Annotated in this window: 14 protein-coding genes; 9 read left to right on the forward strand and 5 right to left on the reverse strand. The window is 68.2% G+C overall.

Translation table 11 applies throughout. The annotated features are described in order from the left end of the window. Window positions 1–34: 34 nt before the first annotated feature. Window positions 35–1,558 carry an ABC transporter substrate-binding protein gene (locus tag DFJ64_RS16450; RefSeq protein WP_115851247.1) on the reverse strand — a complete coding sequence of 508 codons (1,524 nt, stop codon included), beginning with the start codon at window positions 1,556–1,558 and terminating at the stop codon, window positions 35–37. A 143-nt stretch (window positions 1,559–1,701) separates the two neighbouring features. Between DFJ64_RS16450 and DFJ64_RS16455 the strand changes: the two genes are divergently transcribed. Then, window positions 1,702–2,469 carry a FadR/GntR family transcriptional regulator gene (locus tag DFJ64_RS16455; RefSeq protein WP_115851248.1) on the forward strand — a complete coding sequence of 256 codons (768 nt, stop codon included), beginning with the start codon at window positions 1,702–1,704 and terminating at the stop codon, window positions 2,467–2,469. A gap of 32 nt (window positions 2,470–2,501) precedes the next feature. Here the strand turns inward: DFJ64_RS16455 and DFJ64_RS16460 are convergent, their stop codons facing one another. Further along, window positions 2,502–3,215 (reverse strand): VC0807 family protein, encoded by a 714-nt coding sequence (locus tag DFJ64_RS16460; RefSeq protein WP_115851249.1) that lies wholly within the window; start codon window positions 3,213–3,215, stop codon window positions 2,502–2,504. Between the two features lie 97 nt (window positions 3,216–3,312). Continuing rightward, window positions 3,313–3,669, reverse strand: coding sequence for a nitroreductase/quinone reductase family protein (locus DFJ64_RS16465; RefSeq protein WP_115851250.1), 357 nt, complete (start codon window positions 3,667–3,669; stop codon window positions 3,313–3,315). Window positions 3,670–4,085: 416 nt separating this feature from the next. Here DFJ64_RS16465 and DFJ64_RS19550 point away from each other — a divergent pair, with 416 nt between their 5' ends. From DFJ64_RS19550 to DFJ64_RS16485, 4 genes are all read left to right on the forward strand, one after another. Continuing rightward, window positions 4,086–4,334, forward strand: coding sequence for a gas vesicle protein GvpG (locus DFJ64_RS19550; RefSeq protein ID WP_170152646.1), 249 nt, complete (start codon window positions 4,086–4,088; stop codon window positions 4,332–4,334). A 69-nt stretch (window positions 4,335–4,403) separates the two neighbouring features. Then, the gene (locus DFJ64_RS16475; protein WP_115851252.1) at window positions 4,404–5,099 is read left to right on the forward strand and encodes a hypothetical protein; all 696 of its coding nucleotides are present in this window, start codon (window positions 4,404–4,406) and stop codon (window positions 5,097–5,099) included. 50 nt (window positions 5,100–5,149) lie between these two features. Further along, window positions 5,150–6,172: an SRPBCC family protein gene (locus DFJ64_RS16480; RefSeq protein ID WP_115851253.1), complete on the forward strand. Its 1,023-nt coding sequence runs from the start codon at window positions 5,150–5,152 to the stop codon at window positions 6,170–6,172. A 38-nt stretch (window positions 6,173–6,210) separates the two neighbouring features. Next, window positions 6,211–6,837, forward strand: a complete 627-nt coding sequence (locus tag DFJ64_RS16485; protein ID WP_115851254.1) for an HdeD family acid-resistance protein — start codon at window positions 6,211–6,213, stop codon at window positions 6,835–6,837. Between the two features lie 9 nt (window positions 6,838–6,846). Here the strand turns inward: DFJ64_RS16485 and DFJ64_RS16490 are convergent, their stop codons facing one another. Next, window positions 6,847–7,728, reverse strand: coding sequence for a Gfo/Idh/MocA family protein (locus DFJ64_RS16490; RefSeq protein ID WP_115851255.1), 882 nt, complete (start codon window positions 7,726–7,728; stop codon window positions 6,847–6,849). Between the two features lie 89 nt (window positions 7,729–7,817). Next, the gene (locus tag DFJ64_RS16495; protein WP_115851256.1) at window positions 7,818–9,701 is read right to left on the reverse strand and encodes a glycoside hydrolase family 127 protein; all 1,884 of its coding nucleotides are present in this window, start codon (window positions 9,699–9,701) and stop codon (window positions 7,818–7,820) included. Window positions 9,702–10,085: 384 nt separating this feature from the next. On the opposite strand from DFJ64_RS16495, the gene DFJ64_RS19555 reads away from it, so the two are divergent. From DFJ64_RS19555 to DFJ64_RS16510, 4 genes are all read left to right on the forward strand, one after another. Continuing rightward, a complete protein-coding gene (locus DFJ64_RS19555) occupies window positions 10,086–10,229 on the forward strand; it encodes a GPGG-motif small membrane protein (RefSeq protein ID WP_170152647.1) in 144 nt (47 codons plus the stop codon). 305 nt (window positions 10,230–10,534) lie between these two features. Then, window positions 10,535–14,497 (forward strand): ATP-dependent RNA helicase HrpA, encoded by a 3,963-nt coding sequence (hrpA, locus tag DFJ64_RS16500; RefSeq protein ID WP_115851257.1) that lies wholly within the window; start codon window positions 10,535–10,537, stop codon window positions 14,495–14,497. Window positions 14,498–14,617: 120 nt separating this feature from the next. Continuing rightward, window positions 14,618–15,364: a D-Ala-D-Ala carboxypeptidase family metallohydrolase gene (locus DFJ64_RS20115; RefSeq protein ID WP_211310641.1), complete on the forward strand. Its 747-nt coding sequence runs from the start codon at window positions 14,618–14,620 to the stop codon at window positions 15,362–15,364. Window positions 15,365–15,704: 340 nt separating this feature from the next. Next, window positions 15,705–15,911 (forward strand): hypothetical protein, encoded by a 207-nt coding sequence (locus DFJ64_RS16510; RefSeq protein WP_115851259.1) that lies wholly within the window; start codon window positions 15,705–15,707, stop codon window positions 15,909–15,911. Window positions 15,912–16,031: the final 120 nt, after the last annotated feature.

Below are 16,031 nucleotides of genomic sequence, written 5' to 3' on the forward strand. Positions count from 1 at the left end.
CGCCCGCGCTCGGGCGACCAGGCTGAGATCGACTCTAGGAGCGGCCAAGGGTCGTCAGGTCGAAGGCCTCACCGATCCGGTTCTTCGGCAGCCCGGTGACGTCCTTCTTGGCGACGATGAGGTTCGGTAGCAGGAAGAGCCAGTCGGCCGCCGCGTCCTCGGCGATCGTGCGGGCAACCCGCTTCATCGCCGTCACCTGTTCCTCGTCGGTCCCGGCGTCGGCCTGGGCGAGCAGGTCGCGCACCTCCTTGTTGTCGTAGCGCCAGTAGTACTCCGGGTTGCCGAAGGTACTGATGTCCCGCGGTTCGACGTGGGCGACGATCGACATGTCGTAGTCGGCCTTGGTGAAGACCTCGTCGAGCCACCGAGCCGGGAACTCCAGCGGTTCGATCTCGGCCGTGATGCCGACCTCCGCCAGCTGCGCGGCCACCACCTGAGCCGCCGCCACCGCGTACGGCAGGTTGGCGATGCGGAAGCGCAGCCTGAGCTTCTCGTGCCCCGCCTCCGCGAGCAGGTCCTTCGCCCGCTTCGGGTCGTATGGGTACAAACCCGTCAGGTCCTCGTACCACGGGTCCGTGGGCGGGACGTGACTGCCGATGAGGAAGCCACGGCCGGCCCAGGCGGTGTCGAGGAGCGCCTGGTGGTCGATGGCGTGCTTGATCGCCTTGCGCACCCGGATGTCACTGGTGGGGCCGGACTCGTTGTTGAAGGCAAGCGTGACCTCGCCGTTCGTCGTGCCCTCGATGACCTGGAAGCGGTCGTCGTCGGTGAACTGGTCGAGAGCCTCGGGCGCCTGGAGGGTGCCGACGACGTCGATCGCGCCACTCAACAACGCGTTGGTCATCGCCGTCGGGTCCTTGAAGTACCGGAGCGTGACGGTCTTGATCGCGGGTGGCTCCCCCCAGTAGTTCTCGTTTCTTTCCAAGACGATGGAGTCGCCTCGCCGCCAGGACTTCAGCACGTACGGCCCGGTGCCCACCGGCTTGTTGGCCAGGTCGTCCACGCCGGTGCGGGAGAACATGGCGCCGATGCGGGTCGTCATCGCGAACAGCCAGCTGTTGCTCGGCTTCGACAGCACGACGCGCACCTTGGTGGGGGAGAGCACCTCGACCGACTCGACGACGTCCATCCCCTTCTTGAGCGAGATCGTCCACGCGTCGGACTTGACTCGCTCGATGCTGAACTTCACATCCTCGGCGGTGAACTCAGCACCGTTGCTGAACCTGACGCCCTCGCGCAGCGTGAACTCGTAGGTCCGGCGATCCTCACTGACCGTCCACGACTCCGCGAGGAGGGGGACGATCTCGCCGGTGGACTGGTCGAGCTTGACCAGACCCTCGTAGACGTTGACCAGCAGCGCTTCCGGGATGGCTGCGCCGTCGGTGCGGGTGAAGTCGAGGTTGGCTGGCTCCGCGCTGAAGCCGATGACGAGCGACGAGTCCTCTCCCGCGGTGCTCGTGGACGTCGGCTGCGGGGCACTGCCCGCGCCGGCGGAACAAGCGGTGAGGAGCCCGCTGACGAGGATCGCGACGACAAGGCGGCGGAGCCTGCGTTTCATGAGGACCTCTCGCGCGGCGTGGGGGTGACGGGGTTGGCACGTCGCTGAAGCGATGCCAACTGCTGGTCTGACCAGTATCCTTAGCGGGCCGTATCGTGGCATGTGTCACAGTGGCGGGTCAAGGGAGCGAAACGGAGCACGGCATGGCCGACGACCTCCAGCTCAAGCCGGTCCAGCCCGTTCGCGCCTACGAACGCGTCGTCGAGCAGATCGAGGACCTGGTCATGCGCGGTCAGCTCAAGCCCGGCCAGCGCTTGCCCAGCGAACGAGAGCTCACCGCGCGGCTGGGTGTGAGCCGTTCCACCGTCCGCGAGGCTCTGCGCGTGCTGGAGAGCGACGGCGTCCTGCGTTCCCGTGCGGGTGACCCGCGAGGTCCGGAGATTCTCCCGTTCTCACCGGCCACGCTGCGCAAGGCGATGACCAGACTCGCGCGCGTGGCCGAGTTGGGTCTCGGTGAGCTCGTGCAGTTCCGCATGCTGCTCGACAGCGCGGCGTCCATGCTCGCCGCACGGCTGGCGACCCAGGAGCAGATTGGGGCGATGGAAGCGGCGATCGAGGAGATGGAGGACGCCGTCGACCGTGGCTACGCGGCCTTCAGCGAGGCGGATGTGGCCTTCCACGACGCGGTCGCACGAGCCAGCGGGAGCACGCTGATCCAGGTGCTCACCGACGTGGTGCGTGGTGTCGTCCTCGGCCTGATCGCGCACAAGATCGCGGACAGCCCCGACAGCCGGACGCTGATGGCGACCTCCCTGCAGCACCACCGCGAGGTCCTCGACGCCGTGCGGCAACGTGACGGTCAGCGAGCCGCGCGTCTCGCGAGGGAGAGTCTCTACGCCTACTACGCGGAGTACGTACCGGAGGCGGAGCGACCTCTGCTGCGGGCGTTGTTGGACGACCCCGACGCGTGAAGTCCGGTTCTTCAGACGTCACACGACGACGGTCAGGACAGGGCCGCCTCGACCGCGCCAGTCCTGGTGGGTGTTCCCCAGCGGAGGTCGAAGCCGCCATCGCGGAGTGAGCCACGGAACCAGGTCACGGACATGCAGAGGCCGATCAGCACCGGCGGCACCGACGCGGCGTTCGCGACGGGTACCGACCAGGTGATGGGCGCGGTGAGGAGCAGGGAGAGCGTCAGGCTGGCATTGACGAACAGGACGGCGGCCCACAGCAAGGAGACGCGCTGAAAGAACCGGCGTAGCGCCGCCGAACGGACGACCTCGGGCGGGAGGGGGCAGAAGTCGTGGGCGAGCCGTTGGATGAGGGGACGGTCCAACGGCACCGTGACCAGGAGTGCCGCGGCGAACAGGTACGTCGCCACGGTCGGCTGGAGGAAGTAGACGGTTGCCGAGTCCGCGGCGAGTGTCAAACCGGCCTGGACAGTGGCCATGCCCGCGGTCGCCAACAACAGCATGGAAGGGCCTCCGCCGCGGACCAGCTTGACGCCCACGGTCAGGTACGCCCACGCCACAGCGCCGATGAGCGCCCAGATCATCCCGACCGTGACGAGCAGCGAGTAGAAGAGGACGAGCGGCAGGACGACAGCCTCGAGAAGGCGCCACGCGACCGTCGCTGCCAGGCGCGTCGGTGCGGGCATGGCGATGGGGACGAGGGCGGCGTGGGACGGCTGTGTGTCGGGAGAGGTCACCGGGCGCATGTCGCGTTACAGAATACCTGCCGGCGCTGGACCTAAGTCCTGCGTACGTCACTGCCGGAAGGAGAGTGAACGCGGCATATCGCTCGTCGCCTGTCCTTCAGCTCAGCGGGATCTCGACGGCGGCGTCCAGTTTGGAGTAGTACGAGCGCACTTGGTCGTCGCCGTACTTGTCACGGAAGCGTTGGACGACAGCCTGGATCCGTCCTTGATCGGTCAGGGGAGTGGCGCGTGTGGTGAGTGTTGCGTCGTCCGCGCGCAGACGCACGGTCGGTGTCTTCCGCACGTTCTTGTACCAGTGGCTCTCCGTTCCCTTCACGGGTACGAGGTAGAGCTTGTCGTCTTCTTGATCGAACCACACGGGAAGAGTGATCTGCCTACCTGTGCGTCGACCTGTCACGGTGAGGTCGATCTCGTCCGTGGTTCGGAGGGCCTCCTTGAAGCTTCTGACGGTCACGGTGTCCTCCCGTCGTTCTCCTCGACTGGTCGTCGCACGCCCAGCACTGTCCGTGGTCGCACGTCTGCCGCGACGCCAGGGCGCCTCCGAGCGTCCGTCGCGAGCGCAGGACTGAGCCCCGCACGCGCCCTACCCGAGGAGAACGAGGGAAAACGCGCGTTCGGTGGTCGAGCTCGACCACGGCAGACGGCCAGCTGGCCAGATGGGTGACTTGCGCGAGTCGGGACGGGCCCACGCCACACGTGAGTTTCGGCCTTGCGTAGCGCCTGATGCCGCGGCCTACGGTGGCGTTGAGGGGCGAACGGAGCAACCTCGCACATCAAGCATGGACCACGAGGCAGCGCGCTATCCATGGCGAGGCGAGGCCGACGACGGCTCACCACGCGGGGGTGATTTGCTGTGGAGGTAGGAGTGTCATGAGTCTGTTGACAGAGCTCTTCTCCTTGTCCTTGGCGCCAATTCGTGGAGTGAGCTGGATCGCTGGGCGGATGTTCGCCAATGGCGGTTCGGACGGGGACGACCTGCTCCGTATCCAAGCGGATCTGCGCGAGCTGTACTGCTCGTACGCGAAGGGTCGCATGGCGCCGGAGGAGTTCTTGTCCGCCGAGGAGCAGCTGCTTCGTCGGCTGGAAGAGGCAGAGCGGCTCGGCGGAGGCGGAGGGTAAGCGCTGGGCTCACTGGTCGTGGTCCGTGCTGGTGCACCGAGGGCTGGCACGTTGGGGGGAAGGAGAGCGATGAAGACAACCACGAAGGTTGCCCTCGCGGTCGCAGGGGGGTACGTGCTCGGCCGGCGGAAGAAGGCCAGGGCAGCTCTTGTCATGGGCTCGTGGCTGGTCGGGAAGAAGCTCGACCCGAAGACACTGCTTCGTGAGGCGGTCACGAAGGTCGCGGAGTCGCCGGAGGTCGCGAAACTGCGTGAGGACGTGCGCAACGAGCTCGTGGCATCCGGCCGGGCCGCCGCCAATGCCGCGATCAGTAGCACGTTGGAGAAGGTGTCGGACAGCCTGCACCAACGGACCGAAGCGTTGACGCAGGCCGTCGAGAAGACCAAGCCGGAGAAGCCGGAGCCGGAGAAAGCGGAGTCCGAGAAGGCCGAGCCGGACAAGCCGGAGAAGGAAGAGCCAGAGAAGGCGGCGTCCGACAAGGCGGAGGCGGAGGAGGAGCCCGCCGAGAAGGGTGAGCCCGAAGCGCGCGAGACGGAAGGCGAGCCCGAGCGCGAAGAGCCGAACGAAGGCAAGGACGAAGGGCAGCCGAAGGCGGAGGTTCCTGAGCAGCGGACCGAGGAGGAGCCTTTTCGCGGCGAGAAGGCCGAGCAGGAAGGGGCCTCGTCCGATGAGAGCGGGGAGCCGTCGAGCCAGCGAGGTCAGGGAACGCCTGGCGAGCAGGCGGGAGCGCCTGAGGGAGAGGCGCAGCAGGCGGCGAAGCGGTAGCGACCGGCGGAGGCGGTTCAGCCCTTGACTCGGAACGCAGGGAGGTCGAGATGACAGAGACGACCAGCCGCGGTGTCGGACCGGAGACTGTCCACCTGTCCGACATCGGGGAAGGAGTGCGCTCAAGCCTTGCCAACAACCCCGCCACGAAGCGGCTCATGGAAGAGGTCGAGGCCTACGTCGGTGCGAAGGCCAAGCAGGCGCTCGGCAAGGTGAGTGGGAAGCTCGGCGACACCACTCGGAAGCTCACCGAGGTGGCGACGAGCGGTGGAGGAGCACCAGGCATGCTCGGCCGGACGCTCAAAGAGGTCGCGGGCGGAGCGTCACCGGTGGCCGCTGCCGGCAAGGCGGGCATCAAAGGCGTGGCTGAAAAGGCGACCTCGATGTTCAAGCCTGGAGGTAAGACGTCCGGCGGAAAGTCGATGAACATCGTCGAGGACATCGACATCGGCGCGCCGCTTCGCGTGGTCTACAACCACTGGACGAAGTTCGAGGAGTTCAGCAAGTGGTCCAAGGGCGTCCAGAGCGTCGACCGTGAGGACCCCGTGAAGAGCAAGTGGAAGGCCAAGATCGCCTTCTCGAACCGCAGCTGGGAGGCGACCACCACCCAGCAGATCCCGGACCAGCGGATCGCTTGGACCTCCGAGGGTCAGACGGTGGTCAACGGTGTCGTCTCGTTCCATCCACTGGGGGACAACCTCACCAGGATGCTGGTCGTTCTCGAGTACATCCCACATGGGTTCTTCGAGAAGACCGCGAACCTGTGGCGCGCACAGGGACGCCGAGCTCGCTTGGACATCAAGCTGTTCCGTCGCTACGTGATGATGGAAGCCGACCCCGAGGAGGAAGGCTGGCGAGGCGAGATCAGAGACGGCGAGGTGGTCCGGGAGCACGACGAGGTCGTGCGCGAAGAGAAGGGCGAGCAGCCGAGCGCGGAGAAGAAGCCAGAGGAGGGTGAGCCCGAGGAGCCACGAGCCGAGGAGAAGGCCGAGGAGAAGAAGGAGGAGGCAGAGGTCCCGCGGCAACGCCAAGAGGAAGAGGCGCCGAAGCAGGAGGAATCCGCGGGACGGTGAGGGCGGTCGCCAGCTGGTGCGTCAAGGTCAGGTGAGCAATGTCCACGAGTTCCAGTGACCTCGAGACGCCCTCGACGCCGAACGCGCCGCGGCGCGCGGAGGGCACGAGCGAGGCGGGCTTCCTCCTGGCGGTCGGTGATCGCTGGCTGCCCGCGCTCGTGGTCGGCGGGGCGAGCCTCGTGGTGGGGTTGGCGGTCCTCGCGTGGCCGACCCGCTCGGTCCGTGTCGTCGCCCTCCTGCTCGCGGCGCAGCTCGTGATCTACGGCGTGCTATGCCTCGTCCGGGCGGCTGGCCGGCCCGGCGCTGGGGGTGACGTACGCATGATGGTGGCCTTCCTCGGTGTGCTCGGTCTCATCATCGGCGTCCTCACCCTGCGGGACGGGACCCAGGCCGTGGCCGTGCTCGCGCTCCTGTCGGGATTGTTCTGGTTCGTCGGTGGCGCGCTCGGAATCCTGGGAGCCTTCGTCCGACGAACCGGGTCCAACCACATCCCGGAGACCCTCACCGACCTCCTCGCCGTCGTGGTGGGCGTCGCGGTGCTCGCCTTCCCCGAGATCTCTCTCGGTGTCCTGACGTCCATCCTCGGCACGTGGATCGCCGTCTTCGGGGTCCTGGTGGTCATCACCGCCTACCGCCGGAAGCTCGCCCGAGCCCGGCCTGCGTGAGACGCTCGTTCAGAGCGAGCGCAGCAGGTCCGTCTCGACACGGTCGAGAACCTCGTGCAGGCGGCATCCGCGGCGGGCGTCGACGGTCACCGGTGCGCCGTCCCGGATGGCTGAGACGAACTCGGCGTACATCGTGGTGTAGGCGTCGGGTCCCACCGCGGCCGCGCAGTCGATGTCAGCGACGCCGTTGGAGCCGACGATCTCCACCTCGGCGCGGCGTGGCTGGACGCCAGCGTGAGCACTGAGCGACACCTCGCTGAACCGTCCGCCTTCGTGCTCCAACAACAGCCCGATCCACCCGAGACGGTCGCCGTGGCCGCGAACTGTGCGGATCCGGCCGAGAGCGGCGTCGAGAACATCCACGATCTCGGGGCCCTGGTCGAAAAGGACGCTTCGCTCGACCCACCACGTGCGTGCGGGAGTGCCTTCGGTCAACAAGGACGACCTGGCGCGTGCGGTGGCTCCGATCGGATGGGTGCGGGGGACCACCCTGTCCAGGAACCGGCGGACAGCGGGCGCGTAGCGCCACGTCAAGGCCAGGAGTGACACGACGTTCGAGCGCTCGACCTCACTGGCGAGCTCCTTGGCACCGGCCAGGTCGACCGCCAGCGGCTTCTCGAGCAGGACGGCCAGGCCGCGCTGGGCGGCGGTGACCGCGAGGTCCACCTGAGCGGCGGGCGGAACCGCGAAGGCGACCGCCTCACAGGTGTCCAGGAGGTCGTCGTACCGCTCGAAGACGGGAACCCCGTACTGGGACGCGAGGCGCTCCGCCGGGCCGAACGTCCGTGACCAGACACCGGCAAAGCGCACATCCGGGGACGCCGCCATGGTGGGAGCGTGGACCCGAGCGGCCCGCCCTCCGGCGCCCACCAGGCCGATGGCGACCGTCACCGTTCCACTCTAGGCGGTTCGGCTCGCCGACGGCTTGGTTTCGTCACCGCGGCGGAGGTCGCCATCGGCGCTGCTGGACACACGGTGGCTCATCGAGGCAGCACCGGGAGGAAGACCCGCATCGGGCCCGGCTCGCGGTTGGCCCAGGCGTAGTAGGGGATCGCCGTCACCGTCGCCGGCTGGGTCGGCACCGCGCCCGGCTCGTACGGGCGGTAGAGCGGGCCGTCGTCGGGGACGACGGCCCGCGCGTCCGCGGTCAACGCCACGACGCCGCCCAACGCCTCGGTGAACGTCGGCGTCCACCGCTCGGTGCCGGTGAGCCGGATGTCGGCCACATCGACGTCAGGGTGGTCGACCTGCTCTACGCAGTACACGAGCGGTCCTCGAGTGAGCGCGACACGGAAGTGGGTGGAGGCGACTCGAGGATGCGCGGCGATGAGGCGGGTCGGGAGGGCGAACCGCAGTCGGACCCGGTCGCCGGCCCGCCACGTCCGACGCAGCGTGAGGTAGCCCTGCGCGGTATCCGGCTCGATGACGTCCTCGCCGAGCCGGACGGTGACGTCGCCGGCCCAGCCCGGTCGCGGCAGGAAGAGCGTGAACTCGGTGGGCTCGTCCGGCGTCAGCTCGATCTCGACCTCGCCGTCCCACGGCAGCGCGGTGCGGACCTCGACCCTCGCGTGGGTTCCGTCGGCGAGGTGGACGTCGGCGTCGCTCCCGACGTAGAGGTGCACCCACAGGCCGTCGTCGGAGGTGGTGTAGAGGTAGCCCGGGAGCGACGCCAGCAGGCGAGCGACGTTCGGCGGGCAGCAGGCGCACGTGAACCACGGCTTCCGGCGGTGACGTCCGGCGTCGGCGAGCGGGTTCTGGTAGAAGAACTCGGTTCCCGACAGGGCGAGACCCGGCAGGACACCGTTGTAGAGCGCGGTCTCGATGGCGTCGCGGTACTGGCCGTCACCGGTGAGCAGGAGCAGCCGCCAGGCGAAGAAGATCGCCGCGATCGCGGCGCAGGTCTCGTTGTAGGCGCGGTCCGGTAGTTCGTACGGATCCCCGAACGCCTCGCCGTCCCACCGTGCGCCCACACCGCCGGTGACCGCGGTCTTGTGCTGGGCGAGGTCTCGCCACAGCCGGTCGACGACGGCGCGCAACTGCTCGTCACCGGTCTCGAGGACGACGTCCGCCGCCGCGGCGTACAGGTAGAGCGCACGGACCGCGTGGCCGGTGACGTAGGTCTGCTCGCGCAGGGGAGCGTGGTCGAGGAGGTACTCGCTGCCGTTCAGCACTCCCCGGCCGCGTGAGTCGAGCTGCCACGTGGCGAGCCGTAGCCAGCGGCCGTCCCGCGTGGTGCGATACAGCTCGACGAGGGCCATCTCCAGGCAGGGGTGTCCGCATGTGCCGGGCACCTGGTCGGGCGTGAAGCGCGCGAAGACGTGCTCGCAGGCGCGGAGCGCGACGTCGAGCAGGGTGCGCTTGCCGGTCGTCCGAGCGTGGGCGATCGCGGCTTGGGTCAGGTGTCCGATGCAGTACATCTCGTGGCGGACGGCGAGATCGGTCCAGCGCTCGGCCACCCGGTCCACGGAGAAGTAGGTGTTGAGGTAGCCGTCGTCATCCTGGGCCGCCGCGAACAGCGCGATGGTCTCGTCGAGTGTCCGATCGAGCTCGGCGTCGGGCCGGCCGGCGAGGCTCCACGAGGCCGCCTCCACCCACTTGTAGACGTCGGAGTCGGAGAAGTACAAGCCGTGGAAGGGTTCACCGTCGACCAGGCCGCCCGCGCGGCGGAAGTTGGTCAACGCACCCGTCGACTGGCACTGCTGGTACTGGGTCGGAATCGTCTCGTCACGGTTGCGGTCGAGCCGGGGACTCCAGAACCGGTCGTGCACGCGCACCGCCGCCACGCCGACCGGTCGCAAGCGAGCGTGAGGGCTCCTCGTGGTGTCCACGACGGGTGCGTCCTCGATCGTCGGTTCGACTGTCATGGGCGTCCTCGTCGTCAGGTGGTGTCGTCGGATGGCACCGTCGTCAGCCGCGCCACGATGCCAGCAGATGATCGACGGGCGCAATCCGATCGTCCTGAGCCGGCCGGAGGCCTCAGGACGATCGAGAGCGTCCCGAGCACCGGGCGGATGGTCGCGCTCGGGCGCCGAGAGCGACGAGCGCCGTAAACGCAAGATCACATTGACGCTGGACGGCTCGCGGTAGCCGCTGGCTCAGTGGACGCGCCCCCACCCTTGCGGGGGGGGGGGACATCTCACCCAAATGGCACCAGGGGCGACGGCGGGCGGGTGCTGGAAGCGGTCCCAACGTTTGGGGAGGAGCTGCGCGGGCACACCCACGTCGCCAACAGAAGGAGGTGAACGTCGATGACCACCATCTTGTGGATCATCGCCGCCATCCTGGTCGTCGCGGGCATCGTGGCCCTGGTACGTCGGCAGCTGGTGCTGGGCATCGTGTTGATCATCATCGGCCTGCTGGTCGGGCCAGGTGGTGTCAGCATCTTCGGCTGACTTGAGGCCCTCCGGTGAACCAGCCCTGATCACGTGGTGTCCTTCGGGGCACCCTTTGGTCAAGCGACTTGGTCTTGCGGTGACCTCTCTGTCGTCGGCACCCCTCGACGACGTCGTGGGCGTAGGTCACCGGATGCTCATCCATCGACGGGCGACCGCACCGGGCGACTCGTCGCACGGGTGACCGCGCGGGGACTGGTCGTGACGAGAGTGACAGCGGCCTCGGTGTGGCTCGGGCTGGGGCGACATGGGTGGGCCAAATGGGTGGGTTTCCCTGGTGGGGGTTGCCTATCCTTGCCTTTCGTATGTCAGCCCCCTCCTCGCTCACCCACCTGCGCTCCCGCCTTACCGACCTGACGCTGCGTGACGAGCACCGCCTGCGGCGCCGACTCGACGGCCTCCGCAAGCTCCCGCCCGCGAGACGGCAGGTTGTGGTGGAGGAGATCGCGGCCGAGATCGCGGCCGCGGAGGAGCGGGTCGCGCGACGGCGAGCCGCCCTGCCGGCGGTGAGCTACCCGCCCGAGCTGCCGGTCAGCCAGAAGAAGGACGACATCCTGGCCGCTATCCGCGACCACCAGGTCGTCATCGTCGCCGGGGAGACCGGCTCGGGGAAGACCACCCAGCTGCCCAAGATCTGCCTTGAGCTGGGCAGGGGTGTCCGAGGCCTGATCGGACACACCCAGCCCCGGCGGATCGCCGCGCGAACGGTCGCCGAGCGTATCGCCGCCGAGCTCGCCGCGACGGCCGCCGAGGCGGACGGCCATCCGTCGCCGCCGTCCTCCGCCGGTGGCTTGGCACATCCCGCCGTCGGATGGAAGGTGCGATTCACCGACCGGGTGAGCGAGGACACGTTCGTCAAGCTCATGACGGACGGGATCCTGCTCGCTGAGATCCAGGGCGACCGGCTGCTGCGCCAGTACGACACGCTCATCATCGACGAGGCGCACGAGCGAAGTCTCAACATCGACTTCTTGCTCGGCTATCTCAAGCAGCTGCTGCCCAAGCGCCCGGACCTGAAGTTGATCGTCACCTCCGCCACGATCGACCCCGAACGCTTCTCCCGCCACTTCGGTGGGGCGCCGGTGATCGAGGTCTCGGGTCGTACCTATCCCGTTGAGGTGCGCTATCGGCCCGTGGCCGACGCCGAGGACCGGGACCAGATCCAGGCGATCTGCGACGCCGTCGACGAGCTGGTGGCCGAGGGGCCTGGTGACATCCTCGTCTTCCTGAGCGGCGAGCGCGAGATTCGCGACACCGCCGACGCGCTCGCCCGGCAAGGGCTGCGCGACACCGAGATCCTGCCCCTCTACGCCCGGCTGTCCGCCGCCGACCAGCATCGAGTCTTCCAACCGCACCGAGGCCGCCGTATCGTCTTGGCGACCAACGTCGCCGAGACCTCTCTGACGGTGCCGGGCATCAAGTACGTCATCGACCCCGGCACGGCACGCATCTCCCGCTACAGCCACCGGCTCAAGGTGCAGCGGCTGCCGATCGAACCGATCTCGCAGGCCTCGGCCAATCAGCGCAAGGGTCGCTGTGGGCGGACCTCCGACGGCATCTGCATCCGGTTGTACTCGGAGGAGGACTTCCACTCCCGTCCCGAGTTCACCGACCCGGAGATCCTGCGCACCAACCTCGCCGCCGTCATCCTGGCGATGACGGCGGCCGGCCTCGGCGACGTGGCGACGTTCCCGTTCATCGATCCGCCCGACTCCCGCAACATCAAGGCCGGCATCCAACTCCTCGAGGAGCTCGGCGCGTTGGAACCCACCTCGGGTGACCTGCGCCGGCGCCTGACCCCACTGGGGCGCAAGCTCGCGCAGATCCCGCTGGACCCGCGGCTCGGCCGCATGGTGCTCGAGGCGGACCGCAACGGCTGTGCCCGCGAGGTCCTCATCATCGCGGCTGCCTTGTCGATTCAGGACCCTCGGGAGCGCCCGGTCGACAAAGAGCAGGCGGCTGCCGAGAAACACGCCCGCTTCGCCGACCCCGACTCCGACTTCCTGACCTACCTCAACCTGTGGAACTACCTCCAGGCCAAGCAGAAGGAGCTGTCGTCCAACCAGTTCCGGAAGCTGTGCCGGGCGGAGTTCCTCAACTACCTGCGGGTGCGGGAGTGGCAGGACATCGAGGCCCAGCTCCGCCAGGTGGCCCGCTCGATTGGGGTGCGGCTCAACTCCGTGCCGGCCGATCCGGAACGGATCCACATGTCCTTGCTGGCTGGGCTGCTGTCGCACATCGGCCACAAGGACGAACGCCGGAACGACCAGGCGGGGCGCGGTCGGCGGCAGCAGGAGTACGTGGGTGCTCGCGGGGCGCGGTTCGCGATCTGGCCCGGCTCCGCGCTGGCCAAGAAGCAGCCGGCGTGGGTCATGGCCGCGGAGCTGGTCGAGACCTCTCGACTGTGGGGTCGCGTGGTTGCCAAGATCGAGCCTGCGTGGGCCGAATCGCTCGGCGGTCACCTGCTCAAGCGCAGCTACAGCGAGCCGCACTGGTCGGCGAAGCAGGCGGCGGTGCTGGCGTACGAGAAGGTCACGTTGTACGGCGTCCCGCTCGTCGCTCGGCGTCTCGTCAACTACGGCCGGATCGACCCCGAGCTCTCGCGTGAGCTGTTCATCCGACACGCGCTCGTCGAGGGGGACTGGGAGACCCACCACGAGTTCTTCCACCGCAACCGTCAGTTGCTCGCGGAGGTGGAGGAACTCGAGCATCGCGCGCGCCGGCGCGACATCGTGGTCGACGACGAGACGCTGTTCGCCTTCTACGACGAGCGGATCCCTCCGGAGGTCGTCTCCGGCGCCCATTTCGACAGCTGGTGGAAGAAGGCCAGGCGCACCGACCCCGACCTGCTGACCTTCACACCGTCGATGCTGGTCAATGAGTCAGCCGGCGATGTCGATGAGTCCGACTACCCGGACCACTGGGTGCTCGACGGCGTGCGTCTTCGGCTCAGCTACCAGTTCGAGCCCGGCACCGACGCCGACGGCGTCACGGTCCACGTTCCTCTCGCGGTCTTGAACCAGCTTCGCCCTGACCCCTTCGAGTGGCAAGTGCCGGGACTGCGCGAAGAGCTGGTCACGGCGTTGATTCGGGCGCTGCCCAAGCAGATTCGCCGTCACTTCGTCCCGGCGCCGGACTACGCGCGGGCGGTGTTGGAGCGCGTGTCTCCGGGCACGGAGCCGTTGCTGCCGGCGTTGGAGCGGGAGCTTCGCCAGCTCACCGGGGTCAGCGTGCCGCGGGAGGCCTGGCAGCTCGAGCGGCTCCCCGCCCACCTGCGGGTGACCTTCCGAGTCGTCGACGAGAAGGGCAGGACGCTCGCCGAAGCCAAGGACCTGGCGGCGCTCCGCCAGCGGCTCAAGGGCAAGCTGGCGCGGACCCTGTCACGGGCGGCTGGCGGCCTCGAGCAGGAGGGCCTGCGCACGTTCCCGCCAGGTGGCCTGCCGCGGACGTTCACGCGACGGCGTGGCCCGCACCTGGTCCAGGGGTATCCCGCGCTGGCGGACGCCGGCGACAGCGTGGCCGTCCGCGTCTTCGAGACCGAGGTCGAGCAGGAGGCGTCGATGTGGCAGGGCACGCGTCGCCTCCTGTTGCTGCACCTGCCCTCCCCGGCCAAGTACGTCCTCGAACGCCAGAGCCACCAGGCCAAGCTGGTGCTCAGTCGCAGTCCTCACGGAAGCGCGAGCGCCCTCTTCGACGACTGCCTCGCCTGCGCGGTCGACAAGCTGATGGCGGACGCGGGCGGTCCGGCGTGGGACGAGGAGGGGTTCGGCAAGCTCCTGGACGCCGTCCGCGCTGACCTGGCCGACACCCTCCTGGACACGGTGAACAAGGTGGCCGACATCCTCGCCGTCGCACAGGACATCGAGCGACGGCTGGGAGGGACGAGCAACCCTGTTCTGCTGCCGGCCTTGACTGATGTCAAAGAGCAGTTGACAGAGCTGGTCTACCCGGGGTTCGTCACCGCGACGGGCTGGGAGAAACTGGCGGACCTGTCGCGTTACCTACGGGCGATTCAGCGTCGGCTCGACAAGCTCCCGCAGGACCCGTACCGAGACCGGGAGCGCATGCTGAAGGTTCAACAAATGCGGCAGCTCTATGAGGAGGTCCGGCGTCGCCTGCCACCGGAACGGCGGTCCAGCCCTGAGCTGAGGCGTATTCGCTGGATGATCGAGGAGCTGCGGGTCAGTTACTTCGCGCAGGTCTTGGGTACGCCCACGCCCGTCTCCGACAAGCGGATTCGCAAGGCCCTCGAGGAACTCGCGGCCTGACCATGCGCGGCGCGTTTGTTCCAAATTGACGACGTCATAGCAGTTGACGGAACTCCTTTCCGCGCCGACAGTGGAGATCAATTCGGCCGTGCGTATCCCCCTCACCCCCCGGGAGACACGATGGCTCTGACGTCACGACACGTGCTCAGGCTGGTCGCCTGTATGGCGCTGTTCCTCGCGACCCTGGTCGTCATCACCGGCAACACAGCCACGCCCGCGCACGCGGACGGCTGCTACACCTGGAACCGCACCCTCCGTGAGGGCATGTCGGGCAGCGACGTGCGCGAGCTGCAGATTCGCGTCGCCGGTTGGGCCGGATACCGCAATCAGCTGGCGATCGACGGGATCTATGGTCCCCAGACCGCGGCGGCGGTGAGAAGGTTCCAGGCGGCGTACGGTCTCACCCAGGACGGCATCGCCGGACCTGAGACCTTCGGCAAGATCTACGAGCTGCAGGACAACGACTGCACGCCCATTCACTTCTCCTACGCGGAGATGAACCGCTGCAACAGCGACTGGAGCGGAGGCGCGGTGCCACCTGCGACCGCGCGGGCGAACGCGCTCCGAACGATGTGGAAGCTCGAGGCGCTTCGCCACGCTCTCGGCGACTACCCGTTGATCGTCACGTCAGGCTTCCGCAGCCGCGCGTGCAACTCAGCGGTCGGCGGTGCAACGAATAGTCGACACCTCTACGGAGACGCCGCGGACTTGGTGTCCAACCACGTGTCGCTGTGCCGCATCGCCCAGGAGGCTCGGTACCACGGCTTCGGTGGGCTCTTCGGTCCCGGCTACCCGGGTCACAACGACCACGTCCACGCGGACGGACGCTCCGGCTTCGTCTGGGACGCGCCGAGCTGTGGCATCTGATCCCGGTGAGGTGAGCGGAACAAGCGAGAAGTCTCCACCGTCCCCGACCACCGGGTGGTCTGCTCGACCAGCCGCCCGACCTCCGGTGGTCGGGGCTTCTCGTGCGTCGGGGCCAGCGTCGGGGTGACCGCGGACGGCCCTTCCCGCCGGCCTTCCGACGGCCCGGAAGGAAGCCAGATGTTCCAGTCCGCAAGGGAGCCGTGCGAGGAGCGCCACGCCGAGGCGCACCCACCGGTGTCCACCGTGCGGGTGGTCCGAGTAGGGTCGGATCTTGGCGACAGGCCGACGTCGGTCCGGATCGTCGAGAAGGAAGGACGGACTTCGGAATGCAGGTGGGTCGGTGATCCGCATCCAAGGTGATGAGGAGAGCGGCTACCTCACCACGGTCGCCTGTGACGAGTGTGACACGCGTGTGGTGTTCCGCCCGCGTGACCACGGCTTGTGGATCGGCTCCGCTCGCCAAGTCCGCATCTACCTGACCGACCACGCCGGTTGGGTGTGGGACGAGAACTCCGGAGCCTTCTACTGCCCGGAGCACTTCCGCTGAGCGACGAGCCGACGCGGCCCCTCCACCAGCTCGGGAGCCCGCGACGCCGGGTGTCTCGAGGATGACGACCGTCCGGGGTGGTCGACCACCGGGGTGCTCCGTGGTCGACCACCCCCAGTG

The sequence above is a fragment of the Thermasporomyces composti genome (genome assembly GCF_003386795.1).
Taxonomy (GTDB): domain Bacteria; phylum Actinomycetota; class Actinomycetes; order Propionibacteriales; family Actinopolymorphaceae; genus Thermasporomyces; species Thermasporomyces composti.

Coding starts and splice junctions, on each gene's coding strand:
- DFJ64_RS16460 (WP_115851249.1), bottom strand. CDS start 3,215: ATGCGCCCGGTGACCTCTCCCGACACACAGCCGTCCCACGCCGCCCTC.
- DFJ64_RS16495 (WP_115851256.1), bottom strand. CDS start 9,701: ATGACAGTCGAACCGACGATCGAGGACGCACCCGTCGTGGACACCACG.
- hrpA (WP_115851257.1), top strand. CDS start 10,535: ATGTCAGCCCCCTCCTCGCTCACCCACCTGCGCTCCCGCCTTACCGAC.
- DFJ64_RS19555 (WP_170152647.1), top strand. CDS start 10,086: ATGACCACCATCTTGTGGATCATCGCCGCCATCCTGGTCGTCGCGGGC.
- DFJ64_RS16450 (WP_115851247.1), bottom strand. CDS start 1,558: ATGAAACGCAGGCTCCGCCGCCTTGTCGTCGCGATCCTCGTCAGCGGG.
- DFJ64_RS16455 (WP_115851248.1), top strand. CDS start 1,702: ATGGCCGACGACCTCCAGCTCAAGCCGGTCCAGCCCGTTCGCGCCTAC.
- DFJ64_RS20115 (WP_211310641.1), top strand. CDS start 14,618: ATGGCTCTGACGTCACGACACGTGCTCAGGCTGGTCGCCTGTATGGCG.
- DFJ64_RS16485 (WP_115851254.1), top strand. CDS start 6,211: ATGTCCACGAGTTCCAGTGACCTCGAGACGCCCTCGACGCCGAACGCG.
- DFJ64_RS16475 (WP_115851252.1), top strand. CDS start 4,404: ATGAAGACAACCACGAAGGTTGCCCTCGCGGTCGCAGGGGGGTACGTG.
- DFJ64_RS16480 (WP_115851253.1), top strand. CDS start 5,150: ATGACAGAGACGACCAGCCGCGGTGTCGGACCGGAGACTGTCCACCTG.
- DFJ64_RS19550 (WP_170152646.1), top strand. CDS start 4,086: ATGAGTCTGTTGACAGAGCTCTTCTCCTTGTCCTTGGCGCCAATTCGT.